Annotated in this window: 28 protein-coding genes; 10 read left to right on the top strand and 18 right to left on the bottom strand. The window is 67.6% G+C overall.

Translation table 11 applies throughout. The annotated features are described in order from the left end of the window. From QOL57_RS18905 to QOL57_RS18930, 6 genes are all read left to right on the top strand, one after another. The gene (locus tag QOL57_RS18905) at positions 1–885 is read left to right on the top strand and encodes a TPM domain-containing protein (RefSeq protein ID WP_089238857.1); all 885 of its coding nucleotides are present in this window, start codon (positions 1–3) and stop codon (positions 883–885) included. After that, on the top strand, positions 885–1,379 hold the full coding sequence (locus QOL57_RS18910; RefSeq protein ID WP_089238859.1) for a TPM domain-containing protein: 495 nt from the start codon (positions 885–887) through the stop codon (positions 1,377–1,379). The genes QOL57_RS18905 and QOL57_RS18910 overlap by 1 nt, the downstream gene beginning before the upstream one ends. Positions 1,380–1,463: 84 nt before the next feature. After that, a complete protein-coding gene (gene lgt, locus QOL57_RS18915; RefSeq protein ID WP_089238861.1) occupies positions 1,464–2,351 on the top strand; it encodes a prolipoprotein diacylglyceryl transferase in 888 nt (295 codons plus the stop codon). Then, positions 2,348–3,142: a thymidylate synthase gene (locus tag QOL57_RS18920; protein WP_089238863.1), complete on the top strand. Its 795-nt coding sequence runs from the start codon at positions 2,348–2,350 to the stop codon at positions 3,140–3,142. Before lgt ends, QOL57_RS18920 begins: the two co-directional genes overlap by 4 nt. Next, positions 3,139–3,702 carry a hypothetical protein gene (locus QOL57_RS18925; protein WP_089238865.1) on the top strand — a complete coding sequence of 188 codons (564 nt, stop codon included), beginning with the start codon at positions 3,139–3,141 and terminating at the stop codon, positions 3,700–3,702. The genes QOL57_RS18920 and QOL57_RS18925 overlap by 4 nt, the downstream gene beginning before the upstream one ends. Before the next feature lie 12 nt (positions 3,703–3,714). Continuing rightward, entirely contained in the window at positions 3,715–4,206 is a 492-nt protein-coding gene (locus QOL57_RS18930; protein ID WP_089238867.1) for a dihydrofolate reductase, read from the top strand. A 93-nt stretch (positions 4,207–4,299) separates the two neighbouring features. On the opposite strand, the gene QOL57_RS18935 is transcribed toward QOL57_RS18930, so the two are convergent. The 10 genes from QOL57_RS18935 to QOL57_RS18980 are packed head-to-tail and all read right to left on the bottom strand — an operon-like array spanning position 4,300 to position 14,195. Beyond that, a complete protein-coding gene (locus QOL57_RS18935) occupies positions 4,300–4,944 on the bottom strand; it encodes a DUF1287 domain-containing protein (protein WP_089238869.1) in 645 nt (214 codons plus the stop codon). Next, a complete protein-coding gene (locus tag QOL57_RS18940; protein WP_089238871.1) occupies positions 4,941–5,975 on the bottom strand; it encodes a symmetrical bis(5'-nucleosyl)-tetraphosphatase in 1,035 nt (344 codons plus the stop codon). The genes QOL57_RS18935 and QOL57_RS18940 overlap by 4 nt, the downstream gene beginning before the upstream one ends. A 15-nt stretch (positions 5,976–5,990) precedes the next feature. After that, complete coding sequence (gene apaG, locus QOL57_RS18945) at positions 5,991–6,374, bottom strand: Co2+/Mg2+ efflux protein ApaG (protein ID WP_025877914.1); 384 nt, start codon at positions 6,372–6,374, stop codon at positions 5,991–5,993. Positions 6,375–6,387: 13 nt separating this feature from the next. Next, a complete protein-coding gene (gene rsmA, locus QOL57_RS18950) occupies positions 6,388–7,191 on the bottom strand; it encodes a 16S rRNA (adenine(1518)-N(6)/adenine(1519)-N(6))-dimethyltransferase RsmA (RefSeq protein ID WP_089238873.1) in 804 nt (267 codons plus the stop codon). Next, positions 7,188–8,168 carry a 4-hydroxythreonine-4-phosphate dehydrogenase PdxA gene (gene pdxA, locus QOL57_RS18955; RefSeq protein WP_089238875.1) on the bottom strand — a complete coding sequence of 327 codons (981 nt, stop codon included), beginning with the start codon at positions 8,166–8,168 and terminating at the stop codon, positions 7,188–7,190. The genes rsmA and pdxA overlap by 4 nt, the downstream gene beginning before the upstream one ends. Before the next feature lie 3 nt (positions 8,169–8,171). Next, positions 8,172–9,515 carry a peptidylprolyl isomerase gene (locus tag QOL57_RS18960; protein WP_089238877.1) on the bottom strand — a complete coding sequence of 448 codons (1,344 nt, stop codon included), beginning with the start codon at positions 9,513–9,515 and terminating at the stop codon, positions 8,172–8,174. Next, positions 9,512–12,055: an LPS-assembly protein LptD gene (gene lptD, locus QOL57_RS18965; RefSeq protein ID WP_176429859.1), complete on the bottom strand. Its 2,544-nt coding sequence runs from the start codon at positions 12,053–12,055 to the stop codon at positions 9,512–9,514. Before lptD ends, QOL57_RS18960 begins: the two co-directional genes overlap by 4 nt. Before the next feature lie 47 nt (positions 12,056–12,102). Then, entirely contained in the window at positions 12,103–13,041 is a 939-nt protein-coding gene (locus QOL57_RS18970) for a histone deacetylase family protein (protein WP_089238881.1), read from the bottom strand. Between the two features lie 6 nt (positions 13,042–13,047). After that, positions 13,048–13,602, bottom strand: coding sequence for a cob(I)yrinic acid a,c-diamide adenosyltransferase (locus tag QOL57_RS18975; RefSeq protein WP_089238883.1), 555 nt, complete (start codon positions 13,600–13,602; stop codon positions 13,048–13,050). An 8-nt stretch (positions 13,603–13,610) separates the two neighbouring features. Then, on the bottom strand, positions 13,611–14,195 hold the full coding sequence (locus QOL57_RS18980; RefSeq protein WP_089238885.1) for a hypothetical protein: 585 nt from the start codon (positions 14,193–14,195) through the stop codon (positions 13,611–13,613). A gap of 109 nt (positions 14,196–14,304) precedes the next feature. Between QOL57_RS18980 and ubiH the strand changes: the two genes are divergently transcribed. Both ubiH and QOL57_RS18990 read left to right on the top strand, forming a co-directional pair. Continuing rightward, positions 14,305–15,510: a 2-octaprenyl-6-methoxyphenyl hydroxylase gene (ubiH, locus tag QOL57_RS18985; protein WP_089238887.1), complete on the top strand. Its 1,206-nt coding sequence runs from the start codon at positions 14,305–14,307 to the stop codon at positions 15,508–15,510. Next, complete coding sequence (locus QOL57_RS18990; protein WP_089238889.1) at positions 15,507–16,688, top strand: UbiH/UbiF family hydroxylase; 1,182 nt, start codon at positions 15,507–15,509, stop codon at positions 16,686–16,688. Before ubiH ends, QOL57_RS18990 begins: the two co-directional genes overlap by 4 nt. Before the next feature lie 236 nt (positions 16,689–16,924). Here the strand turns inward: QOL57_RS18990 and QOL57_RS18995 are convergent, their stop codons facing one another. The 5 genes from QOL57_RS18995 to QOL57_RS19015 all read right to left on the bottom strand — a co-directional run bounded on the left by QOL57_RS18995 (position 16,925) and on the right by QOL57_RS19015 (position 21,694). Beyond that, positions 16,925–17,323: a hypothetical protein gene (locus QOL57_RS18995; RefSeq protein WP_089238891.1), complete on the bottom strand. Its 399-nt coding sequence runs from the start codon at positions 17,321–17,323 to the stop codon at positions 16,925–16,927. Continuing rightward, positions 17,323–18,390 carry a 23S rRNA (cytidine(2498)-2'-O)-methyltransferase RlmM gene (gene rlmM, locus QOL57_RS19000; RefSeq protein WP_089238893.1) on the bottom strand — a complete coding sequence of 356 codons (1,068 nt, stop codon included), beginning with the start codon at positions 18,388–18,390 and terminating at the stop codon, positions 17,323–17,325. The genes QOL57_RS18995 and rlmM overlap by 1 nt, the downstream gene beginning before the upstream one ends. After that, the gene (locus tag QOL57_RS19005) at positions 18,374–18,934 is read right to left on the bottom strand and encodes a nucleoside deaminase (protein ID WP_033830398.1); all 561 of its coding nucleotides are present in this window, start codon (positions 18,932–18,934) and stop codon (positions 18,374–18,376) included. Before QOL57_RS19005 ends, rlmM begins: the two co-directional genes overlap by 17 nt. A gap of 96 nt (positions 18,935–19,030) precedes the next feature. Continuing rightward, positions 19,031–19,762 (bottom strand): DUF6348 family protein, encoded by a 732-nt coding sequence (locus QOL57_RS19010; protein WP_089238895.1) that lies wholly within the window; start codon positions 19,760–19,762, stop codon positions 19,031–19,033. Between the two features lie 183 nt (positions 19,763–19,945). Then, positions 19,946–21,694: a glutamine--tRNA ligase/YqeY domain fusion protein gene (locus tag QOL57_RS19015; protein WP_089238897.1), complete on the bottom strand. Its 1,749-nt coding sequence runs from the start codon at positions 21,692–21,694 to the stop codon at positions 19,946–19,948. Positions 21,695–21,890: 196 nt separating this feature from the next. Here QOL57_RS19015 and QOL57_RS19020 point away from each other — a divergent pair, with 196 nt between their 5' ends. Together QOL57_RS19020 and msrA are read left to right on the top strand one after the other, a co-directional pair. Beyond that, a complete protein-coding gene (locus QOL57_RS19020; RefSeq protein WP_089238899.1) occupies positions 21,891–22,154 on the top strand; it encodes a DUF2007 domain-containing protein in 264 nt (87 codons plus the stop codon). 30 nt (positions 22,155–22,184) lie between these two features. After that, the gene (msrA, locus tag QOL57_RS19025) at positions 22,185–22,850 is read left to right on the top strand and encodes a peptide-methionine (S)-S-oxide reductase MsrA (protein ID WP_089241180.1); all 666 of its coding nucleotides are present in this window, start codon (positions 22,185–22,187) and stop codon (positions 22,848–22,850) included. A 529-nt stretch (positions 22,851–23,379) separates the two neighbouring features. Here the strand turns inward: msrA and QOL57_RS19030 are convergent. The 3 genes from QOL57_RS19030 to QOL57_RS19040 form a co-directional block, all read right to left on the bottom strand. Next, a complete protein-coding gene (locus QOL57_RS19030) occupies positions 23,380–24,336 on the bottom strand; it encodes a transaldolase (protein ID WP_089238901.1) in 957 nt (318 codons plus the stop codon). Positions 24,337–24,394: 58 nt separating this feature from the next. Next, entirely contained in the window at positions 24,395–24,799 is a 405-nt protein-coding gene (gene rnk / locus QOL57_RS19035) for a nucleoside diphosphate kinase regulator (protein WP_089238903.1), read from the bottom strand. A gap of 123 nt (positions 24,800–24,922) precedes the next feature. Beyond that, the gene (locus QOL57_RS19040) at positions 24,923–25,888 is read right to left on the bottom strand and encodes a LysR substrate-binding domain-containing protein (protein ID WP_089238905.1); all 966 of its coding nucleotides are present in this window, start codon (positions 25,886–25,888) and stop codon (positions 24,923–24,925) included. Positions 25,889–25,964: the final 76 nt, after the last annotated feature.

The raw sequence follows: 25,964 nt of genomic DNA on the forward strand, positions 1-25,964 counted from the left end.
ATGCGCCTGGCTGCCACACTGCTGGCCCTGCTGTTGTGGCTGCCGTTGGGCGTGCAGGCGCAGACGCTGGCGCCGATCCCGGCACTGGATTCGCCGGTGGTCGATACCACCGGCACCCTGGACGCCGCGCAGAAGCAGGCGCTGGTGCAGCAGGCGTTGGACCTGCAGCAGCGCAAGGGCAGCCAGATGCAGGTGCTGGTGGTGCCGACCACGCAGCCGGAAGATATCGCCCAGTACACCACCCGCGTGTTCGACCAGTGGCAGATCGGTCGCAAGGGCGTGGATGACGGCGTGCTGCTGGTGGTGGCCAAGGAGGATCGGCGGGTGCGCATCGAACCGGGCTATGGCCTGGAGGGCGCGATTCCCGATGCGATCGCCAACCGGGTGATCCAGGAGTACCTGGTGCCACGCTTCCGCGCCAATGACTATGCCGGTGGCATCACCGACGCGACGGCGATGCTGGTGAAGATCATCGACGGCGAGCCGCTGCCGGCGCCGGTCAGCAGCCAGCAGGGACGCGCCCCCAACGGCGGCGGCGATACCTGGTTCCTGGCGTTGTTCATCGGCGTGTTCGCCGGCAGCATCCTGCGTGGCGTGTTCTCACGCGTGCCGCGCCCGCTGCGCGGCCTGCTGGGTGGTGCTGGTGCGGCCGTTGCTGCCTTCCTGTTCACCTCCACACTGCTGGCCAGTGGCCTGGCCGGCGTGGTTGGCCTGGTGGTGGCGATGCTGTCCGGCCATCCGGGGCGTTTCGCTGGCGGTGGCGGCTGGGGTGGAGGCAGCTGGGGCGGTGGCGGCTTCGGCGGCGGTGGTGGATTTGGCGGTGGCGGCGGCTGGGGCGGTGGTGGTGGCCGTTCCGGCGGCGGCGGCGCGTCGGGGGGCTGGTGATGATCCAGCGTCTCTGCAGGCATCTGTTTTCGCCATCGGTACGCCGCGCGTTCCCGCCGGCCACGCTGCAGGCGATCACCGAGGCAATCGCCGCAGGCGAGCAGCGCCATGGCGGCCAGGTGATGTTCGCCGTCGAGGCCGATCTGCCGCTGCACGCGCTGTGGCACAAGGTGACCCCGCGGCAGGCGGCCGAGCATGCCTTCGCTCGCCTGCGCACCTGGGATACCGCCCACAATAACGGCGTGCTGATCTACCTGCTGCTGGCCGATCATGCCATCGAGATCGTCGCCGACCGCGGCCTGCAGGGGCGGGTCGCGCCCGAGCAATGGCAGCGGGTCTGCACCCACCTGCGTGAGGGCCTGCGCGCCTCCCAGCCGGTGGCGGCGCTGCGCGATGCCATCGATGAGGTTTCCACCCTGCTGGAAGGGCACTTTCCGGCCTCGGCGCGGTCCGATCAGGACGGCCTGCCGGACACGCCGCAGATCCTGGGCTGAAGCCCGGCAATCGCGTGAGCGGGGCCGCCGCGAGGCCGCTCCCGGGCGGCGCTAGAATATCGGCATCCCTGCAAGGCGCCCTTCATGATCTATTTCCACGACATCGACCCCATCGCCCTCTCGCTGGGACCGATCAAGGTGCATTGGTACGGCATCATGTACCTGCTCGGCTTCACCGCCGCCTGGCTGCTGGGGCGCAAGCGGATCGCCGACGGGCGCCTGCCGGGCGTCGATGCCAACGGCTTCTCCGACCTGCTGTTCTACGCCATGCTCGGCGTGGTGCTGGGCGGCCGCATCGGCTACATGCTGTTCTACGCGCTGGGCGATTTCCTGCACAACCCGCTGCTGCTGTTCAAGGTGTGGGACGGCGGCATGAGCTTCCACGGTGGCCTGCTGGGCGTGATCGCCGCCTGCTGGTGGTGGTCGCGCAAGCATGCGCTGCACTTCTTCGACACCATGGATTTCATGGCGCCGCTGGTGCCGCTGGGCCTGGGCTTTGGCCGCGTCGGCAACTTCATCGGTGCCGAACTGTGGGGCAAGTACACCGACGGCAGCTGGGGCGTGGTCTTCCCGTCCGGCCTGCCGGCGCCGCTGAACCAGCTCGACCACGCCACCCTGCAGTCGCAGTTCGCCAGCGGTGCGCTGAATCAGTTCGCCCGCCATCCGTCGCAGTTGTATGAAGCACTGCTGGAAGGGCTGGTGATGTTCGTGGTGTTGTGGACGGTGTCGGCCAAGCCGCGCCATCGCTATCTCATCGGCGGCCTGTTCGCGCTGCTGTATGGCATCTTCCGCTTCGCCGTGGAGTTCGTGCGCATGCCCGACAACGGCGTCTACGTGGCCTTCGGCTGGCTGACCAAGGGCCAGATCCTGTGTGTGCCGCTGATCGCCTTCGGCCTGGTGCTGCTGGTGATGTCGCGCCGCGCGCCGGTGCTGCAGCCGCAGCCGCTGGTAGTGGCGGAGGGCAAGGCATGAAGGCCTACCTGGACCTGCTCTCGCACGTGCTCGAACACGGCGCGGAGAAGAGCGACCGCACCGGCACCGGCACCCGCAGCGTGTTCGGCTGGCAGATGCGCTTCAACCTCAACGACGGCTTTCCGCTGGTCACCACCAAGAAGCTGCACCTGCGCTCGATCATCCACGAGCTGCTGTGGTTCCTGAAGGGTGATACCAACATCGGTTACCTCAAGGACAACCAGGTGCGCATCTGGGACGAGTGGGCCGATGACAACGGCGACCTCGGCCCGGTGTACGGCAAGCAGTGGCGCAGCTGGGCCACTGCCGACGGCGGCAGCATCGACCAGATGCAGTGGCTGGTGGACGAGATCAAGCGCAACCCGGATTCGCGTCGGCTGGTGGTCAGTGCCTGGAACGTGGGCGAGCTCTCGCAGATGGCGCTGATGCCGTGCCACAACCTGTTCCAGTTCTACGTGGTCGACGGCAAGCTCAGCTGCCAGTTGTACCAGCGCAGTGGTGACATCTTCCTCGGCGTGCCGTTCAACATCGCCAGCTACGCGCTGCTGACCCACATGGTGGCGCAGGCCACCGGCCTGGGTGTCGGCGATTTCGTGCATACGCTGGGCGATGCGCACCTGTATTCGAACCACTTCGAGCAGGCCCGCGAGCAGCTGTCGCGTGCGCCGCGCGCGCTGCCGACGCTGTGGTTGAACCCGGAGGTGACCGATCTGTTCGGCTTCCAGTTCGACGACATCCGCATCGACGGCTACGATCCGCATCCGACGATCAAGGCGCCGGTGGCGGTGTGAGTGCGCGCCCACGCGTTGCGGCGCTGCTGGCGTTGGCTGGCCTGGCGCCGCTGAGCCTGGTGCAGGCGGCGCCTGCAGACACCCTCGCATTGGCCCGGCAGGTCAACGAGCAGATCGTGCACAAGCACATGCGCGAGGAATTGCAGTCCTTCGTCCGTACGCTCGATAGCAGCGCCCTACTGCCCAGCGACATGCCGGCTGGCTGCCAGGCGCAGGTGCGCGAGGCGGTGACCGGCATGTACGCGGCGATGGCCGAGCACCTGAAGGCTGGCATCGAAGAGCCCGCCTACCAGCATGAGCTCGAGCAGCGCCTGGCGGTGGTCTATTCCAGCAAGGATCTGCAGGGATTCCTGGCGCGCAGCGGCAGCACGGACGTTGCCACGCTGTCCAGCGACATCCTGTCGGGACCGGGGCTGAAGGAGATCGAGGACGCGCAGATGAAGAGGATCCTCGAAGGCCTGGACGAGAATTCCACGTCGAACCCCGCGCTGGCTGCGGCGCTGCGCGCGGCCAGTACCGCCAACGAGGCCTGTACACGCCTGCAGATCGACGCCGGCTGAGGAGGCCGCACCATGAAACTTTCGATGATCGTTGCACTGGATCGCAATCGTGGCATCGGCCAGGGCAATGCCATGCCCTGGCACCTGCCGGACGACTTCAAGCACTTCAAGGCATTGACCCTGGGCAAACCGATCCTGATGGGGCGCAAGACCGCCGAATCGATCGGCCGCGTGCTGCCGGGCCGGACCAACCTGGTGCTGACCCGAAGCGGCCAGGTGCCGTTCGAGGGGATGCGTGCGGTGGCTTCGCTGGACGAGGCCAAAGCGATTGCAGAAGGCGAGGGCGCCAGCGAGCTGTGCATCATTGGTGGTGGCGAGATCTTCCGCCAGCTGCTGGACCAGGCCAGTGATCTGTACCTGACCTGGGTGGATGCCGAAGTACCGGCCGATACCCATTTCCCCGAAGTGGACGCGCAGGACTGGCAGGAAGTGAGCAGCGAGCCGCATGCGGCGGACGAACGCCATGCCTACGCCTTCCGCTTCGTGCACTACGTGCGTCGCTGAGCACGGAGTCCTGTAGAGCCGAGCCATGCTCGGCTGCTTTTGGCGGACACAAATCGCAGCCGAGCATGGCTCGGCTCTACAGCACCGCCTCACTCACGGCATCCGGTAGTGGCCGATGATCGCGTGCTGGAACAGCAGGTTCTCTTCCCGCGTGCCACGCGCGATGTTGTGCAGCACCAGCGGCGTGCCGTCGGCCAGGCGCCGGTCGGAGACGATGCCCACGTGCAGCAGGCCGTTGCCGTTGAGCTTCCAGGCAACGATGTCGCCGGCAGCGAAGTCGCTGGCGCGCGCACCGATCGGCTGCTGCCAGCCCTGGCGATCAAACCAGCGCATCAGGTTGGGCACGCGCCGATGGTCGATGTTCCGATCCGGTCGCGACAGGCCCCAGAGCGCTGGATAGGCGCCGAAATCAGCGCGCATGTCTTCGTTCACCCGGACCTGCAGGTCCAGCCCCTGCGTACGCAGGGCGCGGACCACCACGTCGGTGCATACGCCGCGATCGGCGGGCACGTCGCCACCGGGGTAGGCCAGCACCTGATAGGCAGGGTCGTAGCGGGTGGTGACGCCGATCTGCGTGCGGGCGGCAGCGACCAGCGGTGGTGAGGGTGCCGTTGTTGAAGCAGGGACGGCGGCCTTGTCGGCGCCGGCGGTCGCTGGCGACGACGAGGGCTGGCAGCCGCTGGCCAGGGCCAGCGTCAGCAGCAGCACCGTCCATGGTGCGCGGTTGCCTGGCTTCATGCCGAAGGAGGCGTGCCGTTGTTGTTGCCGCCACCACCACCACCACCGCCACCGCCACCGCCACCACGGCGGCGGCGCCGACGCGGACCACGGTTGCCGGGCGCACCAGCCGTTGCAGCGTTGCCGTTGCCCTGGCTGTTGTCCTTGCCTTGCCCTGCCGCGCGCTCATGTGCAGGCCGTGCAGGCGGCCGCGCGTTGGCGACCGGTGCCGGCACGTCACGTCCCGGGACCTGCACCACGCGCAGCTCGTCGGTGTCGAGCTGGATTGCGGTGAGCTTGCCACCCCACACCGCGCCGGTATCGATCGCGTGGATGCCCTGGGTGATGGTCAGGCCCAGCGCGGACCAGTGGCCGCAGACCACCTTCAGGTCGCGCTCGACCCGGCCCGGTACCTCGAACCAGGGATACAGCCCCTGCTCCTGGGTGCCCGGCGTGCCCTTATCCTCGATGCCGATGCGGCCACGCGAGGTGCAGTAGCGCATGCGCGTCAGCACGTTGATGATCGCCCGCGAGCGCTCGTAGCCGGTCAGGTTCGGCGCCCAGCTGGGCTTGTCGCCGTACATGTTGCGGAACAGCTTGCGGTAGCCGGCGCCGTGCAGCTGCACTTCCACTTCGGCCGCATGCTTCTCTGCCATCTGCGTGGTCCACTTCGGCGCCAGGCCGGCATGCACCATCATCCAGCCCAGTTCGCGGTCCACGTGCACCAGTTTCTGCAGGCGCAGCCAGTCCAGCAGCACATCACGGTCTTCGGCCTGGACGATGCGCAGCAGATCCGGGTTGACCTTGCGCTGTTCCTCTTCGGTGCGCGCACCGACGGCCAGCAGGGAAAGGTCGTGGTTGCCGAGCACCACCACGCTGTGTTCGCGTAGCGAATGCACCAGCCGCAGCGTTTCCAGCGACTGTCCGCCGCGGTTGACCAGGTCGCCACAGAACCACAGGGTGTCCTGCGCCGGATCGAAGCGGATCTTTTCCAGCAGGCGCTGGGTTACGTCATAGCAGCCTTGCAGGTCGCCGATCGCCCATACACTCATCGTTCGGCCTCCGTGTCAGTGCAGGGTGCGCGGGATGGCCAGCACGAAGGGTGCGACCGGCGCGGCGAATTCGGTGCCATCGTCGGCCACCATGTCGTAATGGCCCTGCATCGTGCCGTGCTCGGTGCCGAGCATGACACCTGAGGTGTAATGGAAGTCTTCACCCGGACGCAGTCGCGGCTGTTCGCCGATCACGCCATCGCCATCGACATGCTCGACGCGGCCGTTGGCATCGGTGATGCGCCAATGGCGTGCGACCAGGCGCGCGGCAACGCGGCCCTGGTTGTGGATGCGGATCGTATAGGCGAACGCATAGCGACCGTCTTCCGGTGCGGATTGGTCGTCGAGGAAGCGCGGCGCGACTTCGACGGAGATGGCGTAAACGTCAGCGTCTTCCATACCAGCAGTGTAATCAGGAGGCATTGGCCAAAGCGATGAATTCAGCCACGTCCAGCTGTTCGGCGCGGGCATCGGGACGCACGCCGGCGGCCACGAACTGCTCGGCGCTGACCACGTTGTTCAGGGCATTGCGCAGGGTCTTGCGGCGTTGGCCGAAGGCGGCCCTGACCACGTCGGCGAAGCGCTTGTGGTCCTTGATGTTGATGGTGGCCGGGTCGCGCGGTATCAGACGCACCACGGCCGAATCGACCTTCGGCGGCGGCCTGAACGCACCCGGCGGCACCACGAACAGCGAGGTCACCTCGCAGTAGGCCTGCAGCATCACGCTGAGGCGGCCGAACACCTTGCTGCCGGGACCGGCGGCCATGCGATCGACCACTTCCTTCTGCAGCATGAAGTGCATGTCGGAAATCACCGCAGCGTGTTCCAGCGCATGGAACAGGATCGGCGAGGAAATGTTGTAAGGCAGGTTGCCGACCAGGCGGATCGGCTGGCCATCGGCAAGCTCGGTGAAGTCTACCCGCAGCACGTCGCGGTTGACGATGGTCAGTTCACCCAGCGGTTCGGCGGCGGCGGTCAACGGCGCGATCAGGTCGCGGTCGAACTCGATCACCGTCATCTTCGGGTGCACGCGCAGCAGCGGCAGGGTGATCGCACCCTGGCCCGGGCCGATCTCGACCAGGCGGTCGCCGTCCCTGGGATTGACCGCCATCACGATCTTGTCGATGTAGTAGCGGTCGGCAAGGAAGTGCTGGCCGAGCTGCTTCTTGGCCGGGGCGGAAAACACCGGGCCGGAGGGGGAATGCGGGGAAGTCATGTGCTCAGTGTACGTTGCCGCGCCAGCCGCGCACACAGCGTCGTGGCGGCCTGCAGGCTGGAAGGATCGGCAATGCCGCGGCCGGCAAGATCCAGCGCGGTGCCGTGGTCCACCGCCACGCGCGGGTAGGGCAGGCCAAGGGTCAGGTTCACCGCCTGCTCGAAGCCGGAGTACTTCAGCACCGGCAGGCCCTGGTCGTGGTACATGGCCAGCACGGTGTCGAAGCCGGCCAGCTTGGCCGGCAGGAACGCGGTATCCGCCGGCAGCGGACCGATCAGGTCCATGCCCTCGCTGCGCAGGCGCTGCAGCAAGGGGATGACCAGATCCAGTTCCTCGCGACCGAGGTGGCCGTCTTCGCCGGCATGCGGATTCAGGCCAAGCACGGCGATGCGCGGTGCGGCCAGGCCGAACTCGCGGCGCAGCGCGGCATGCACGGTGCGCAGCGTGTGTTCCAGACCGGGGGCGGTGATCGCATCGGCGACCTCGCGCAGCGGCAGATGGGTCGTGGCCAGGGCAACGCGGACGATGTCGTTGGCCAGCATCATCACCACCTTCACCCCGGCCTGGTCGGCCAGCAGTTCGGTGGTGCCGCTGTAGGCGATACCGCCCTGGTTGATCACCGCCTTGTGCACCGGGCCGGTCACCACGCCGTGCAGTTCGCCGGACAGGCAGGCCTGGCCGGCACCCAGCAGGGCCGCAATCACTGCGCCTGCGTTGGCAGGGTCGGCATGGCCGAAACGGCTGGGGGTGCTGTTGGCGACGGCGCGCAGGCGCAGATCGCCGGGGACGCGGGCATGCGCGTCCTCGGGCAGCAGTTGCAGGGGCAGGTTCAGCGCGGCAGCGGCCGCGCGCAGGGCGTCCGGATCGGCGAATGCGAGCAGCCGGCAATCATCGCGCGGCTGCTGGACCAGTCGGACACACAGCTCCGGGCCGATCCCGGCGGGCTCGCCCGGTACCAGAGCGAGCTCGGGGAGCATGGCTCAGGACTGCGGCGGCGTGGCGGTATTTTCCGCCCGGTCACCGCTGCGGAAGCTGACGAAGGCTTCGCCACGCAGCTCCTGCAGGAAGCGGTTGTACTCGTCTTCCAGCTTGCGGCGACCGATGGTCTCGCGGACCTGGGCGCGCTGGTTGTCACTGCCGACGTCGGTCTGGCGGGTGCCCACGCGCTGCACGATGTGCCAGCCCGCATCGGTGCGGAACGGCTGGCTGACGCCGCCGTCCTGGATGCCTGCCACCTGCTGGCCGAAGGCCGGGCCGAATGCGTCGGCCGGGAACCAGCCCAGATCGCCGCCCTGGCCCTTGCTGTTGGTGTCCTCGGACGATTCCTTGGCTACCTGCTGGAAGTCGGCACCGCCGGCAATGCGAGCGCGCAGGGTATCGATCTTGGCCTTGGCGGCCGCGTCGGACTGTGCGTCGTCCACGCGCACCAGGATGTGGCGGCCGTGGTACTCGGTGACGGTGTGGGTGCCTGCCGCCGCGCTGGCGTCACGCACTTCCACCAGCTTCAGCAGCTGGAAGCCGCTCGGGCCGCGGATCGGACCGACCACTTCGCCAGCCTTCATCTGCTGCATCGTCTGTGCGAACGCCGCCGGGATTTCGTCCAGGGTGCGCCAGCCGAGGTCGCCGCCTTCCAGTGCATTGGGGCTGTCGGAATAGCGCACGGCCGCCGCATTGAAGTCCAGTTCGCCCTTGTCCAGCAGCGCCTTCACGCCGTCGGCCTTCTTCTGGCCGGTGGCGATCTGCTCGGCGGTGGCGCCGTCGGGCAGGGCGACCAGGATGTGCGCCAGATGGAACTGATTGCCGGCATCGGCCTGCTGCTTCAGGGCAGCATCGACCTCGCCTTCGCTGACGCTGATGCGGCTCTGCGCAAAGCTCTGGCGCAGGCGCTGCACGGTGATCTCGTCACGCACCGAGGCGCGGAAATCGTTGAAATCGATGCCGTCATGGGCCAGGCGCTGACGCAGGGCGTCCAGGGTCGAACCGTTCTGCTGGGCGATGGCATTCATCGCCTGCGTCAGTTCCTGGTCACCGACATGGATACCGCTGCCCTGCGCACGGGCCACCTGCAGCTTGACCAGCACCAGGCGCTCGAGCACCTGACGGCTGAGCACGTCATCAGGGGGCAGCTGGGCCTCGCGGCCGGCGTACTGCGCCTTGATGTTGGCGATCGCACGCTGGAGCTCGCTCTGCAGGATCACGTCCTCATCGACGACAGCAGCGATGCGATCCAACGGCTGGGCCTCCTGCGCAAGAACCTGCAGGGGGGCGGACACGCTGGACACCGCCAGAAGCGATGCGAGGAGAACGGGGAAGCTCTTGGTCATGGGATCAGATTCGGATCGTAGTCATCGCGGGCCGCTCCGGTGTTGCTGGGCGGCACGAGATAGAGGTCATCACGGTTGTAGCCGAGGATAGCACGGCGCAAAGTGCGGTCCGTGTCCTGGCCAAGAGAGCTCAAGCCCTTGAGCACGAACTCAAGCTGGATGGAGTTGTTCATTTCGCCTTCGCGGTTGCGCACGTAGCGGCGGGCCACGGCGCGCACGGCCAGGCAGCAGCTGTCCCACTGTACGCCACCGATGATCTCCAGCGGTTCCTTGTCCTGGATCGAGTAGTAGTAGCGGCCCACCAGGCTCCAGCGCTCGTTCAGCGGGTACAGGAACGACAGGTCGGCCTGTTCCAGCAGGGTACGGTCGTGCTTGTTGGCATTGGCCGGGGCGCCGGAATTGATGCGGTAACGGTAGGTCAGGTTGACCACACCGTCGTTGGACATCAGGTAGCGGGCACGCACGCTGGCCAGGTCTTCACGCTTGTACTTGGGATCCCACTGGTAGGTGGCGCCCAGCGTCCAGCGGTCGTTGATCATGTAGTTGCCGTCGGCGATCCAGGCCGACTTGCCCTTTTCCACCGGCGCGCCGCCGGGGGTCACGGTCACCCGCGATTCGTCGAAGTACTGGATCTGGCCGATGGAGGCCGAGAAGCGTTCCTTGCCGGTGGTCTGGTCGATGAAGCGGGTGCTCAGCGCCATGGTCAGCTGGTTGGCATCGTTCTGGCGATCGGCGCCGGTGTAGCGCGAATCGCGGAACAGCTGGCCCCAGCTGAAGGTGAAGTCGCGGGTATCGAAGATCGGCAGCTCGTCCTGATCGCGGTAGGGCGTGCGCAGGTAGAACAGGCGCGGCTCCAGGGTCTGCAGGAACGACTTGCCACCGATCTTCGTCTCACGATCGAAGAACAGACCGGCATCAAGGCTGGCGATCGGCAGGCTGCGGCTGGGCGAGGTATTGCCGCGCAGCTGTTCGGGGGTGGCGGTGGCCGGGTCGATTCCCTGCGAGCGCAGGATCTGGCCGCGGATGCCGTTCACGCCATCAACCAGGCCACGGTCCAGCTGGTAACCGGTATAGCGGTAGGCCAGCGTCGGCGTGACATACCAGGCCGCGCCGCTGATCGGGAACGACACGTAGGGTTTCAGGTCCAGTCGCGAGCCGCCGCTGACACCGATGCCGTCGGTCTGCCGGCTGCCATTGCGGGTGTACTGCAGGTCGGGCCCCGCATCGGCGCCGTACTTGAAATTGATGTCGTCGTGGGTGAAGCGCACGGCCTCGGCGTAGACACCAGTCTCCAGCCACGGCAGCAGCGGTTTGTCCCAGTTGAAGTACAGGCGCGGCTGGCGGTTGTAGGCCAGCGCACTCTCGTTGAGGGTGTAGTCGGTCAGCTGCCAGCGATCGGCCATGATGCCGGCCGTCCAGTTCTTGCCGGTGCCATACAGGCCGACGGTGCTCTGCAGGTTCGACGCGGTGACGCCCACCAGGCGGTTGGCGAAGTCTTCCACGTAGCGCTCGTCGCTGACCCAGGCCAGGTTGGCGCGCGCCTGCCAATGATCGTCGAGGTTGTGGTAGCCGCCGAACATCACCCGGCCGCGGTCGCGGTCGCGCAGCTTGTCGTTGGGCATGAACGCGGTCAGCAGTTCGCCGCGGCCGCCTTCGTAGAGGTAGCGGAACTCGTTGTCGAGCATCAGGCCGCGCTGGCTCATGTAGCGCGGGGTCAACGTGTCGTCGTAGTTCGGCGCCAGGTTGAAGTAGATCGGCTGTGCATAATCGAAACCGTTGCGCCCGGACATGCCCAGCTGCGGGAACAGCAGGCCGGTCTTGCGCCGGTCATCGATCGGGAACTTGAAGTAGGGTGCCCACAGGATCGGCACCTTGCCGATCCGCAGCACCGCGTTGCGGGCGGTACCGAAGCCTTCGTCGTTGTCGACTTCGATCTCCGGCGCCGTCAGCCGCCACACCGGCTGCGACGGGTCGCAGGTGGTGTAGGTGGAGCGGTGCATCTGCCCGACCGCGCCCTGCAGGTCGACCGATTCGGCTTCGCCATTGCCGCGGCGGGACACCAGCTGGTACTGGATGTCGGTGATCTTGTGGGTGTCGCTTTCCTGGTTGCCCTCGGCGCGCTTGGCGACCATCCGGATCGAGGCATCTTGGTAACGGACGTTGCCATCGGCGACGTAGTTGCCGCTTTCGGTATCGAAGCTGAGCTTGTCGGTGCCGACGAACTGGTCACCCCGGCGCAGCGCCACATTGCCCTGGTACTGCGGCACGGTGGTGGTGCCCAGCAGCTGGTCGCCCTCGATGTCGGTGGGCTGCTGCTCGCGCGCAGCGCTGGCGGCAGCCTTGTCCTGGCCGGGCACCGGCGTCGGTGCGTCGGTGAACGCAGGGATCACGTCCGTGGCCGGGCAAAGGCCCCAGTTGAGCGGCTTGTCATCAGCCCATGCCGGAAGGCAAACGGCGATGCTCAGGGGCAGGGGAAGCAGGCGGAGGGCTCGGCGCACGCGGTTCGGATTCGGGCGAAAACGGACGGTAGCTTGCCCCATCCCTTGCATAGGGGCAATGAAGGCCTCCCCGGATTGCCGGTTCGGGTTCATCCAGGCCCGCTGCCGGAAGGCGTCGTCGTCAGTGCCTGCAGGTGGGCCACGCTGCACTCGGCCAGGGCCTGCAGGTCGTATCCCCCCTCCAGCATCGACACCACCCGACCGGCGGCATGGCGGCGTGCCAGCGCGTGCAGTTCGCGGGTGATCCAGGCGAAATCGTCGGTCTCCAGCATCAGGTCGGCCTGCGGATCACGCAGGTGGGCATCGAAGCCCGCCGAGATCAGCAGCAGCTGGGGGCGGAAGTCGTCGATCGCCGGCAGCATCTCGTCGGCCCATACATTGCGGAAGCGGAAGCCACCACTGCCCGGTGGCAGCAGGATGTTCATCAGGTTGCCGGCGCCGCGGTCACGGCGCAGGCCGGACTCGGGGAACAGGCCTGCCTGGTGGGTGCTGTAGTAGGACACCCGGGCGTCGTGCTGGAAGATGTCCTGGGTGCCGTTGCCATGGTGGACATCGAAGTCGACCACCGCGATCCGCTCCAGACCGTGGCGGTCGCGGGCGTAGGCGGCGGCGATGGCGATGTTGTTGAGCAGGCAGAAGCCCATCGCGGTACTGCTGGTGGCGTGGTGACCGGGCGGGCGTACCGCGCAGAAGGCCAGCGGGTCTTCACCCAGCATCACCGCATCGACGGCGGCGACACCTGCGCCGGCGGCATGCACCGCGGCGCTGGCCGAGCCCGGCGAGGTCCAGGTGTCCATGTCCAGCTGCCGCAGCGGTGCGGTCTGCGGTTGCAGTACCAGATCCAGCAGCGCGCTGTCGTGGACCCGGGTCAGTTCACCGAACTTGGCTGGCGGCGCTTCGCGCCACTCCAGTTGGCCAGGGAAGGCCTCATGCAGCGCGTCGAGCACCACCTGCAGGCGTTGCGGGCATTCAGGATGGCCAGGGCCGGGATCGTGCAGCAGGCAGGCGGGATGGGTGAAGACCAGCATGGCGGCTCAGCGCTGGCGATGCTGTGGTTGCCACAGCGCTTCGCCGTGGCCATCGGCCCGTGCCAGCACCCGGGCCAGCACGAACAGCAGGTCTGACAGCCGGTTGAGGTACTGCAGCGCTTCGCTGCGTACCGGTTCCACCCGGGCCAGGGCCACCGTGTCGCGCTCGGCACGGCGGACCACGGTACGGGCCAGGTGGCAGCGCGCAGCGGCCTCGCCACCGGCCGGCAGGATGAACTCCTTCAGCATCGGCAGGTCGGCGTTGTAGTGGTCCAGCTGCTGTTCCAGGGCGGATACGTCGGCGGCGTGGATCGCGGCATGACCGGGAACGCACAGTTCGGCGCCCAGATCGAACAGCTGGTGCTGCAGGTGCACGACCAGCGCGCGGACGTCCTCCGGCAGCGGCACGGCCAGCAACAGGCCGAGCGTGGCGTTGGCTTCGTCGACGGTGCCATAGGAGGCAACACGCAGATCATCCTTGCCGACCCGGCTGCCGTCACCCAGACCGGTGCTGCCGTCGTCGCCGGTGCGGGTGTAGATGCGCGAGAGGCGATGACCCATGGCGCGGCTCAGTGATGAATGTCGCGGCGGGCCTGCAGGAGCTTGAGCACCTGTTCCACGGCCAGCTGCAGTGCGGCGGCCAGGGCCACGTAGATCGCGGTGGTGCGCAGATAGGGGCCGAACCACTGTGCGTAGTTCTGCGCCCAGCCGGCCACGGTCGGCTCGGCCACGTTCTGGCTGGTCCAGTAGAAACCACCCTGTGCCAGCAGGTGGCACAGCGCCACCGACGCCACCAGCAGCAACGCACCCTTGCCCAGCACCGACCACTGCGCACCGCGGTAGTTGCGGCCCAGCAGCATGCCGCCGGCCCACATGGCGAAGTACGCAGGCAACAGCAGCCAGTAGCCCGGCGACACGCAGTAGTGCTGCCAGAAATCGAGGCCGCTGCTGCGGATCACGATCCAGTCGACCAGCACCGCGAACACCATCAGCAGCGGGAACGCCCAGCGGGTCCAGCGGGTGAGGTAGAAGCCGCCGATGAAGAACACGGCCCAGGAGGCGTCCGGGATTGCCGCGAAGTGATTGACGCGGGTCGCCGCCATCAACAGCACGAGCACTGACAGGACGAAGGCGCGGGGTGCGGAGTCGGACATGGCGGTGGGGGCCGGAGCGGATTCAGGTTTCATTCTAGCCCGGCGCGACGCTGGGCGCAGGCGGGGCCGTGCCGGGCATGCAGGCGCGGCGAGCGCGTATCATGCGCCCATGAGTGAACGACATGACGTGCTGATCGTCGGTGGTGGTCTGGTGGGTGCCAGCCTGGCCATCGCCCTGGACCGGCTGGGCCGCGACGTGGGCCTGCTCGAGGCCAGCCCGGCTGGCGAACTGCCAGCGGTGTTCGACCAGCGCAACCTCAGTTTTGCCGCAGCCACCATCAACGCGCTGACCGCGCTGGGGGTCATGCAGAAGCTGTCGATGGCACCAGGCCCGATCCGCCGCATCCATGTCAGCCGCGCCGGTGATTTCGGCCGCGTGCAGCTCGATGCAACGGACTACGACCGGCCGTGGTTCGGCCAGGTGGTGGTCGCGCGCGATTTCGGTCAGGCGCTGGAAAGCCGGCTGCAGGAGCTGCCACGACTGCGCCGCTACCGGCCGATGCGTTTCCTCGGTCTGGGTGATGTAATTGATGGTTACCGCCAGGTGCGGGTGGCCGATGACAGCGGCGAGCGCGTGCTGCTGGCGAGGCTGGTGGTCGGTGCCGACGGCACCAGCAGCGGCGTGCGCGATGCGCTGGGCATCGAGGTTGATCGCCACGATTTCCAGCAGACGCTGTTCGTGGCCCGCGTGCGCAGCCAGCGTGCGCCCGATGGCACCGCCTGGGAGCGCTTCACCGATACCGGCCCGACGGCGTTGCTGCCGCGTGGCGACCGCCATTTCGGCACCGTGCATGGCGTTGCCCGAGACCAGGCCGAGGCGGTGATGGCACTGGACGACACCGCGTGGCTGCAGCGCCTGCAGCAGGCCATCGGCTGGCGTGCGGGTCGCCTGCTCGACTCCGGTCCGCGCAGCGCCTATCCGCTGATCCAGGTACTGGCGCGCGCGCTGGTGGGGGAGCGCACGGTGCTGCTTGGCAATGCCGCGCAGACCATCCACCCGCTGGGTGCACAGGGCTTCAACCTCGGCCTGCGCGATGCGTTGACGTTGGCCGAGCTGCTGGAAGTGGAGGGCGACGCCGGCAGTGATGCACTGCTGCGGTCCTACGTAGCCCGCCGCGAGGAGGATCGACGACAGACGGTGGCGTTCTCCGGCGGTCTTGCCCGCCTGACCAGCAATCCGGCGCCGCTGCTGCGCCCCCTGCGCAGCCTGGGCCTGGTGGCTGCACAGCGCGCCTCGGTGCAGTCGATGCTGGTCGGTGGTGCGATGGGCTTCCGTGGCGAGGTGCCGCGTCTGTGCCGTGGAGAAGCCGCATGAACCGGCGCGCACGCCTGGACGTGACCATTGTGGGCGGCGGCGTGGTCGGTGCTGCCTGTGCGCTGGCCCTGGCCGAAGCTGGTCTTGCAGTGGCATTGGTGGAAGGTCGTGAACCTGCGCCGTGGCAGGCCGCACAGCCGGATCTGCGGGTGTTCGCCTTCGCCGCCGACAACGTGCAGTTGCTGCAGCGACTCGGCGTGTGGCCGACGATCGCGCAGGCGCGCGCCTGGCCGTACCGGCGCATGCAGGTGTGGGACGCCGCCGGTGGAGACGACCTGCTGTTCGACGCGGACCGCTTCGGCCGTCGCGAGCTGGGTTTCATCGTCGAGAACGGCTTGCTGCAGGATCGCCTGTGGGCGGCGCTGCCGGCCGCCGGCGTGGAGCTGCATTGCCCGGCGCGCGTGGAAGCGCTCGAACAGGACGAGCACGGTGTGCGCCTGCGCCTGGATGATGGCCGTCGCATCGAAGCCGCGCTGGCCGTGGCCGCCGACGGTGCGGAATCGACCCTGCGCGGACTGGCCGGCATCGAGGTCGAGCGCCACGACTACCAGCAGCGCGGGGTGGTCGCCTATGTGGACAGCGAGCTGCCCAACCAGGCGACGGCCTGGCAGCGCTTCCTGCCGACCGGTCCACTGGCGCTGTTGCCGGTGGCCGAGCGCCGCAGCTCCATCGTCTGGACGTTGCCCGACGACGAGGCGGCACGCGTACTGGCGCTGGACGAAGACGCATTCAATCGTGAACTGACCCGTGCCTTCGCCGCGCGCCTGGGTGAGCTGCAGCTGGCCTCGCCGCGCGCGGCGTTCCCGCTGCGCCGGCAGTTGGCCCGCCACTACGTGGCCGGTCGCGTGCTGGCGCTGGGCGATGCCGCGCACGTGGTGCACCCGCTGGCCGGGCAGGGCGTCAACCTCGGCCTGCGCGACGTCGCCGCCCTGCAGCACTGGCTGGCGCCATCGGCCGAACGGCGTGGGCAACCCCGGTTGTCGCCGCAGCGCGTGCAGCGCTGGGCGCGCGAGCGTCGCAGCGACAACCAGATCGCCGCCTACAGCTTCGACGCGATCAACGGACTGTTCTCCAACGATGAAATGCACCTGACCCTGGCGCGTGGCCGCGCGCTGGGTTGCGTGGGCAAGTGGCCGCCGCTGGTGCAGGCCTTCTGGAAGCGCGCCGCAGGGGTGTGACGGCTGGGTGCCAACCAGGGTTGGCAACTACCAACCACGGGTGATGCGGGCCCGCGCCGAATCGCTTCTGGTAGACGCCAACCTTGGTTGGCGCGCGTGCCCCGGATCATCCGCCGGTAGCGCCGGGCCATGCCCGGCGAGCGCGCAGCGCGGTTCATGGATTCCGCCGGGCATGGCCCGGCGCTACCGCCGTCGGTAGATCCACGCCTTGCGTGGATGAGGAGCGCGAGGGTGGATCAATCCACCAGCCAACCGGCCAGATCGGCGCGGTCCAGCTTGCCGCGGCGCTTCACGTCCAATGCGTTGAACTCGTCGGCAAGCGCCGGGTTCACCTGCGCCTCCTCACGGCTGATGAAGCCATCGCCGTTGACGTCCAGCTCGGCGAAATGGATGCGGTACTGGCCGACCACGCTGGCCGGCGCCACCGAACGCACCGTTACCGGGGTTTCGCCCAGCGGCACCACGATGTCGACGCTGCCGGTCACGCGGCCGGCCGACAGTGACTGCTGGCGGACCACGCCACTGTCATCGCGCAGGGGAGCGCTCTGTGCTGGCTGCGGGCGCGCCGATTGTGCCAGTGCCGGCGACGCCAGCAACGCGGTACACAGCAACAGGAAAATGCGCGGGGTGTTCATCAGCGCAGCGGCGACGCCAGCACCGTGATTTCCTCACGGTCGTGGTACAGCTGCTTGGCACGCACCACCAGCGGCTTGCCGGCCTGGTCCTGGAACAGGTCCAGGCATAGGCGCGTCTCGTCCCAGCGCTTCTTCATCGGCAGCTTCAGGTTGAAGATCGCGTGCCTGCACCAGCCTTCGCGGAACCAGGTGGCCATGCGTTCGGCGACGCGACGCGGCTGCTCGACCATGTCGCAGACCATCCAGTCCAGCGACTGCTCTGGATGCCAATGGAAGCCATCGGCACGCAGGTGCTCGACCAGGCCGGTGTCCAGTACGTGCTGGCGCAGCGGGCCGTTGTCGATGCTCAGCACATGCACGTGCTGGCGGGTCAGCACCCAGGTCCAGCCGCCCGGTGCCGCGCCGAGGTCGGCCGCGCGCATGCCCGGACGAACCAGCGCTTCGCGTTCTTCCGGGGCGAGCAGGGTCAGCAATGCCTCGTCCAGCTTCAATGCCGAGCGCGAGGGTGCGTCGGGCAACAGCTTCAGGCGCGGAATGCCCAATGCCCAGGGGGCACTGTCGTCCGGGTTGGCCACGCAGATGAAAGCGTGCGTGCCATCGACGAACACCACGTGCAGGCGCGGCAGGCGTGCGTTCGGTTTGTCGCTGAGTTTGCCGGCCTTGCGCAGCGCCGGGCGCAGGGCATTGCCGAACGCACGCGCCAGTCCGGACAGCGGTTTGCCAGCGTCCGAATCGGGATGCTCCACCCACAGATCACCAAAGCGCGGCGCATCGGCCAGCACTTCCAGCATCGGGGTGATGCGGTCGGCCGGGTCCAGCTGCGGCAGCTCAGCCAGCACCACCAGTTTCTGGCGGGCGAAGATCAGCTCGCGCCACGGCAGTCGCGGTGCAAGCGCTGCGGCTTCGTCGCACATGAAGAGCACGTAGCCATCATTGCGCTGGGTACGGGCGTAACCGGCAAAGCCGGCGGCACCTGCGCGGAACTGCAGTTCGCCGGCCAGCTCGGGCTCGAAGCCCTGCCGGCACAGGCACAGCAGGCCGATGCCGGCCTCAGTAACGGGCGCCATCGCTTTCCCCATAGGCACGCAGCACGCTGCGCGCCGCATCGCGGTTCAGGCCCTGCACCACTTCGATGCCGCGCTTGTTGAGTTCGCCCACCCAGTCGGCCGGCAGCGGGCCTTCATCGAACGGGGTCAGTTCTTCCACGTCGGCCGAACTGGCGCCGATCAGCAGGCGGTCGATGCCGGCCCACACGGTAGCGCCGTAGCACTGGCAGCAGGGCTGCGAGCTGGTGGCCAGGGTGATCGGCGACAGCACCGCGTTCAGGCGCGGGGTCTGCAGGCGCTGCTGGGCCAGCATGTAGGCCATGTTCTCGGCGTGCGCCAGCGAGGTCGAGTGCGGCATCACCCGGTTCACGCCGGCGGCGATCACCTTGTCATCCGGCCCGAACACCACGGCGCCGAACGGGCCGCCACTGGCGTGGTCGACGTTCAGCCGCGACAGCTCGATCGCCAGCGCGACCTTGGCCTCGTCGCCCGGATATCGACGATCCAGGTCGATCTGGTCGTGGATCCAGGCGGGAAGGGTCAGGTGGACTTGCGCGTACAGCATCGCGGGGGTGCCTCGTTGGGAGTGAAAGGAACAGGTGCAACAGATGTCGGCGCGCAGTGTAGCGGCAGTGGCATGTACCGGGCGTGCGCGCTGGATTCAGGCCGGCGACGGTGAGCCGGTGCGGATCACCACGTACTGCTTGCGGAACTCCAGTCCCGCCTGCGGCCAGCGTGCGGCATAGGCCCGCAGCAGCGGCAGGGCAGGGGCGAAGTCATGGCCGTTGACCCGGCAATCGGCTTCGCACTGGCCCTGCTCGTCGCGCGAAGCGAACAGGCGGATGGCCAGGAAGTGGTGGGCCTTCAGCAGGTCGTCGAAGGCATCGATGCTCCTGGTGAACAGGCAGCAGGGGCAGGAACCGTGATCGTCCTCGCTGCACACGGCAGCATCGTCCAGTTCGCGGGCGCGGTAATGGGCCAGCGGCCCCAGCACCACGGTGCGCTCGTGTTCTTCGCCTTCGCCGCCGCTCGGGTAGGTCAGCCCCATCATCGGCAGATCCGGCGCGTCTTCGGCACCGACGGCCGCCTGCAGGGTCGCCAGATCCACCCGCACCCAGGTGTCGAAGCCGGACAGCAACGACTCCTGTTCGGTCGCGCCATTGGCGTGCTGGTATTCGAACAGGCCATCGGCGAACAGGCCGGCGTGGCGAGTCTCGATGACGGTGGAGGTCTGCCAGCCGCCGTTGTCGCGTTCGTTGCTGGAGACGCTGTGCGGCGTCAGCTGCAGGCCGCTGTCGAGCAGCAGGTCGTCACCCTTGACGGTGCAGGCGATGTCACGGCCCAGCAGGACCTGTTGCAGCAGCGGCAGAAGTGCACTCGGGACAGCGGACATGACAGGGCCTGACAGGGGCTGGAGAAGGGGATGATGACGCAGGCAGCGGCTGCGCGATGGCATTGCGTGCCTGCGCTCGCGCAGCGAAGCCTGCCGTTACCGAGGGTTGGCTACGCAGGCTTCAGCAGAGGATGAGGCAGGTGCAGGATGACGCGGGCGCCTTTGCGGCGCCCGCGCAGATTATCAGGCCGACCAGGTGTCGCGCAGGGTCACGCTGCGGTTGAACACCGGCTTGGCTTCGGTGTGGTCGCGGCGGTCGGCAACGAAGTAGCCGGTGCGCTCGAACTGGAACGACTGTTCCGGCGCCGCGGTGGCAGCCGCCGGCTCGACATAGCCGATGACGGTGCGACGCGATTCCGGATTGAGGTAGTCGCGGTAGGTCTTGCCTTCAGATTCGTCGTCCGGGTTCGGCACCGAGAACAGGCGGTCGTACAGGCGGATCTCGGCCGGCACGCCATGCACGGCGCTGACCCAGTGGATGGTGCCCTTGACCTTGCGGTTGGCGCCTTCCATGCCCGGGCGCGATTCCGGATCCAGCCAGCCGCGCAGCTCGGTGATGGTGCCGTCGGCATCCTTGATCACGTCGTCGCAGCGGATGATGCCGGCGCCGCGCAGGCGCACTTCACCACCAGGAACCAGGCGCTTCCAGCCCTTCGGCGGCACTTCGGCGAAGTCCTCGCGGTCGATCCACACCTCACGTGCGAACGGCACTTCGCGGGTACCGAAGCTTTCGTCCTTCGGGTGGTTGCTGAAGGTCAGCTGCTCTTCGTGGCCTTCGGCCAGGTTGGTCAGCACCAGCTTGACCGGGTCGACCACGGCCATGCGGCGCGGTGCGGCGCTGTCCAGGTCTTCGCGCAGCGCGCCTTCAAGCACGCTGAAATCGATCATCGAATTCTGCTTGCTGATGCCCACGCGCTCGGCGAACAGGCGCATCGCCGCCGGCGTGTAGCCACGGCGACGCAGGCCCTGCAGGGTCGGCATGCGCGGGTCTTCCCAGCCGTCCACCAGCTGTTCGGTGACCAGCGCCATCAGCTTGCGCTTGCTCATCACCGTGTAGTTGATGTTCAAGCGCGAGAACTCGATCTGGCGCGGCTTGGCCGCTTCGCGCGGCAGGCCGGCGTCGACCAGCGGCTGGGTCAGCGCGTCATCGTGGGCGAAGTCGACGTTGTCCACGCACCAGTCGTACAGCGGGCGGTGGTCTTCGAACTCCAGCGTGCACAGCGAGTGGGTGATGCCCTCGATCGAATCGCCCAGCGCGTGAGCGAAGTCGTACATCGGGTAGATCGGCCACGCGTTGCCAGTGTTCTGGTGCTCGACGTGCTTGATGCGGTACAGCGCCGGATCGCGCAGGTTGATGTTGCCGCTGGCCATGTCGATCTTGGCGCGCACGGTGCGCGCGCCATCGGGGAATTCACCGGCGCGCATGCGGCGGAACAGGTCGAGGTTTTCCTCGACGCTGCGCTCGCGGTACGGCGAGGGACGGCCGGGTTCGGTCAGGGTGCCGCGGTAGGCGCGCACCTCCTCGGCCGACAGGTCGCACACATAGGCCTTGCCGTCGGCGATCAGCTTCTCGGCGGCCAGGTAATAGGTCTGGAAGTAGTCCGAGGCGTGGCGCAGCTCGTTCCATTCAAAGCCCAGCCAGCGCACGTCGTCCTGGATCGCGGCCACGTACTCCGGGTCTTCCTTGGCCGGGTTGGTGTCGTCGAAACGCAGGTTGCAGACGCCGCTGAACTCACCGGCGATGCCGAAGTTCAGGCAGATCGACTTGGCATGGCCGATGTGCAGGTAGCCGTTCGGCTCCGGCGGAAAGCGGGTCTTGATCGCCTGGTGCTTACCGCTGGCCAGGTCCTCGCGCACGATCTGGCGGATGAAATCGCGCTTCTCGTGGCTGTCGGCGGGGGTCTCGGGGCTGGCGGGGGTGTGCTCTGACATGAGTCGGCGAAAGTAAGGCAGAAAGATCGCCAGTCTAACGCTTACCGGGAAGGGCTGCCCGGGCTGCCGCTACGCTCGCCGGGCATGGCCCGGCGCTACCATCCCGCACCGGTAGCGCCGGGCCATGCCCGGCGAGCGCAGCGGCACCATTCAGGCCCCGGGCGTATGCTGGAATCCTGTCCCACGGAGCCGCCCCATGCACATCGTGTACAAGGCCGACAACCTGTTCGACGCACACCTGGTCAAGCACGCGCTGGAAGACGCCGGCATCCCGGCCTTCGTGTTCGGTGAGTCGCTGCTGGGTGGCATGGGCGAGCTGCCGCTGTTCGGCGTGCTGCGGGTGGGTATCCCCGATGCCGCGCGCCCGCAGGCCGAGGACATCGTCGCCGCGCTGGACTTGGGCCACGCCCCCGGCGACCCCATTTCAGATGCTGACGACATTGCCGGCCTTCCGGCGTAGGAGCGCATCATGTTGGGAATCGGACAGGGCATCCTCGGCATCGGGGCCTTCAAGCAGCGCCTGCCGCGCCCGGAAGAAGCGCTGCCGGGCCGCGAGCAACCGCTGCCGCTGCACAGCAACCAGCACTTCGTGAACAGCCATCCGCTGAAGGACCGGTTCGCCGGCCTGCAGCAGATCCGCTTCGCGCTGGGCTGCTTCTGGGGTGCCGAGCGCAAGTTCTGGAGCGAACCGGGCGTGTACAGCACCTCGGTGGGCTATGCCGGCGGCATCACCCCGAACCCCACCTATGAAGAGGTCTGTTCAGGCCTGACCGGCCACACCGAGGTGGTGCAGGTGGTGTTCGACCCGGCGGTGGTGAGCCTGGAGCGGCTGCTGCAGCTGTTCTGGGAAAGCCATGACCCGACCCAGGGTATGCGCCAGGGCAACGACACCGGCACCCAGTACCGTTCGGCGATCCACGCCACCGATGAGGCGCAGTACGCGGCGGCGCTGGCCAGCCGCGAGGCCTACCAGGCGCAGTTGGCTGCGGCGGGCTATGGCCCGATCACCACCGAGATCGTGTATCCGGCGCCTGAGTACTACTACGCCGAGGATTATCATCAGCAGTACCTGGCGAAGAATCCGAACGGTTACTGCGGCATCGGCGGTACTGGCGTGAGCTGCCCGATCGGGTTGGATGTAGAGGTGCCGCGCTGACGCGCGGTGGTCCGCCTGCGGCGGGCAGAGGCTGAAAGCAACGGCCAAAGCGAAAGCCAAAGCGGCTCTGGGTTGCTGTGGGTTTGGCGGGACGGGTACAGATGGCGGGACACGCCGTAAACCCATCCCTGGGGGCTCGGCCACGGCATCCATGCCGTGGACGGTCCCGCCATCTGCACCCGTCCCGCCTTCGACAGTTTCCCGGTGACGGTGGGCAAGAGCATGGGGTTACTGACGACCTGATAGAAAACAAAAAGGACGCGGCATTCGCCGCGTCCTTTTTGTTTGTGAGCACGCGTAGCGCGCGACCCGCTTTTGCTCTTCTTTTCTTTCTTCCGTGGCGGACCACCGCAGGAAATTGTCGAAGGCAGGGCGGGTGGGCCGTGCAGGGGCGTGAGCCGCATGGATGCGGCGACCGAGCTTACATGGACGTACTTGCAGCGTCCCCTGCATGGCCCACCCGCCCTGCCAATCCCACGATCTGCCTTACGCGATCCGCCACGAGGGGCTCAGCCGTTGGCCGGAACCCTCACAGTGCCTCGCGAATCCGCTGACGCAGTGCTTCCAGATCCTTGGCAAACGCATCGATACCCGTTGCCAGCTTCTCGGTCGCCATCGGATCGGCCGCCAGGTCGGCAGCGAACGTCGCCGCGTCGATCGGCGTCACCTGCACGGCCTCAGCGGCACCGGCCACCAGCTTGCGCGGCAGCATGCCGTGGTCGGCATCCAGCTTTTCCAGCAGGTCCGGCGAAATGGTCAGGCGGTCGCAGCCGGCCAGCGCTTCGATCTGCGCGGTCGAACGGAACGAGGCGCCCATCACCACGGTCGGCGAACCGCGGCGCTTGAATTCGGCATATACGCCACGCACGAACACCACGCCCGGGTCCTCGTCGATGTTCGCCGGGGTCTGGCCGTTGGCCACGTACCAGTCGAGAATGCGGCCGACGAACGGCGAGATCAGGAACGCACCCGCTTCGCTGCAGGCGAGTGCCTGGGTCGGGTTGAAGATCAGGGTCAGGTTGCAGTCGATGCCTTCGGCCTGCAGCACGCGCGCGGCTTCCACGCCTTCCCAGGTCGCAGCGATCTTGATCAGGATCTTCTCGCGCGGCACGCCGGCATCGGCGTACATCTGGATGAACTGGCGGGCCTTGGCCACGGTCGCGGCGGTGTCGTGGGCCTGGTCGGCGTCCACTTCGGTGGACACGCGGCCTGGTACCAGCGTGCTCAGCAGCGCGCCGACGCCGATGGTCAGGCGGTCGGCCACGGCGTGCACCACGGTCTCGCGGTCACCGCCCTGCTGGCGGCCCCAGGCCAGTTCGCGTTCGATCAGTTCCGCATAGACCGGCAGGTCCAGCGCCTTCTTCACCAGGGTCGGATTGGTGGTGCAGTCCACCGGCTGCAAGCGCTTGATCGCCTCGTAGTCACCGGTATCGGCAACGACCACGGACAGTTCGCGCAGCTGGGACAGTTTGGACGGGGTACTCATTACGGCTCCTGGTGCGGGGATTGCAGGGAAACTGATCGCGCGCGGTACGCAGCGCAGGTCAGGGACGGTCGTTGTGGACCGCGCTCACGCGCAGCCGCAGCTTGCGGCCGCCGGGGGCGGTCCAGTCGATGCTCTGGCCCACGGCCAGGCCAAGCAGGGCGCTGCCGACGGGCGCCAGCACGGACACCTTGCCTTCATCGACATTGGCTTCGCGGGGGAAGACCAGGGTCAGGACATGCTTCTCGCCCGACACTTCATCTTCGCACTCCACGCGCGAATGCATCATGACGATGCCTTCGGGAATCTGGTCTGGCGGCAACACGGTCGCCCGGTTCAGTTCGTCGGCAAGCGCACGCGCGGCCGGCGTCTGGCTGTTTGCCGGAGACTCGAGCATGGCGTCCAGGCGGTCCATGTCGAGGGTGGAAACGGTGATCGACGGCGGCAGGCCGCTGGCGGTGTTCATGGTGACGCTCCTTGGTTGAAAGCCATGCAAAAGGCGGCACCTGCTGGCGCCGCCTGACTGTATTGTGGGGACAAATGCGGCCGGAATCGACTCCCGGCGGTTTTGAGGCCCGGCTGCGGTGTCTCAGCCGTTCAGCACCGGCGTGGGCGGGGTGGCAGCATCGCCGTTTGCCGGGGCCAACGCCTCCAGCGTAAACAGCGCATCGGGCAGGCGCTTGAACTGCTCGGCCAGCTCCATCAGGAACTCGTTCATCGCCGAGCTGCGGCGCCAGATCATGGCGATGCGACGGCTGGGACGGCCCTCGCCGACGAAGTCGATCAGGCGGATGTTGTTCGAGCGCGGCACCGGCGGCTGTACCGACAGGCTGGGCAGCAGGGTGATGCCCACGTCGGCGGCGACCATCTGTCGCAGTGTTTCCAGGCTGGTGGCGCGGAACTCGGATTTTTCATTGGCGCCGAACAGGCGACAGACTTCCAGCGCCTGGTCACGCAGGCAGTGGCCGTCTTCCAGCAGCAGCAGCTTCTGCGTGGCCAGTTCCTGTACGTCCAGATGCTCGCGCGTGGCCAGCGGATGGCGGCCGGACACGGCCAGCAGGAACGGCTCCTCGAACAGGAATTCGGCATGCAGCTGGTCGTCGATCACCGGCAGTGCCAACAGTGCGGCGTCGAGCTTGCCTTCGCGCAGGCGCTCCAGCAGCACATCGCTCTTTTCTTCCACCAGCAGCAGTTCCAGCTCGGGGAAGCGGCTGCGGATGCGCGGGATCACGTGCGGCAACAGGTACGGGCCCAGGGTGGGGAAGATCCCCAGGCGCACCGTACCCGCTTCCGGATCGCGGCTGCGTCGCGCCGCTTCCTTCAACTGCTCCACTTCGGCCACGATCACCCGTGCCCGCGCGGCCGCTTCGTGGCCGGCAGGGGTCAGCATCACCTTGCGCGGCGCGCGTTCCACCAGCGGCAGGCCCAGTTCCTCTTCCAGCTTGCGGATCTGGGTCGACAGCGTCGGCTGGCTGACGAAGCAGGAGGCGGCGGCCCGGCCGAAGTGCTTGTGATCGGCCAGGGCCACCAGGTATTTCAGGTCACGCAGGTTCATCCTCAGACCTCTCGGGGGTACTGCACCGGCATGGCGTTGCCCCGCCGGTTGATGGTGCTCCCGATGGCCTGGGAAC

It is taken from the genome of Stenotrophomonas sp. yr243, assembly GCF_900184195.1.
Taxonomy (GTDB): Bacteria; Pseudomonadota; Gammaproteobacteria; order Xanthomonadales; family Xanthomonadaceae; genus Stenotrophomonas; species Stenotrophomonas lactitubi.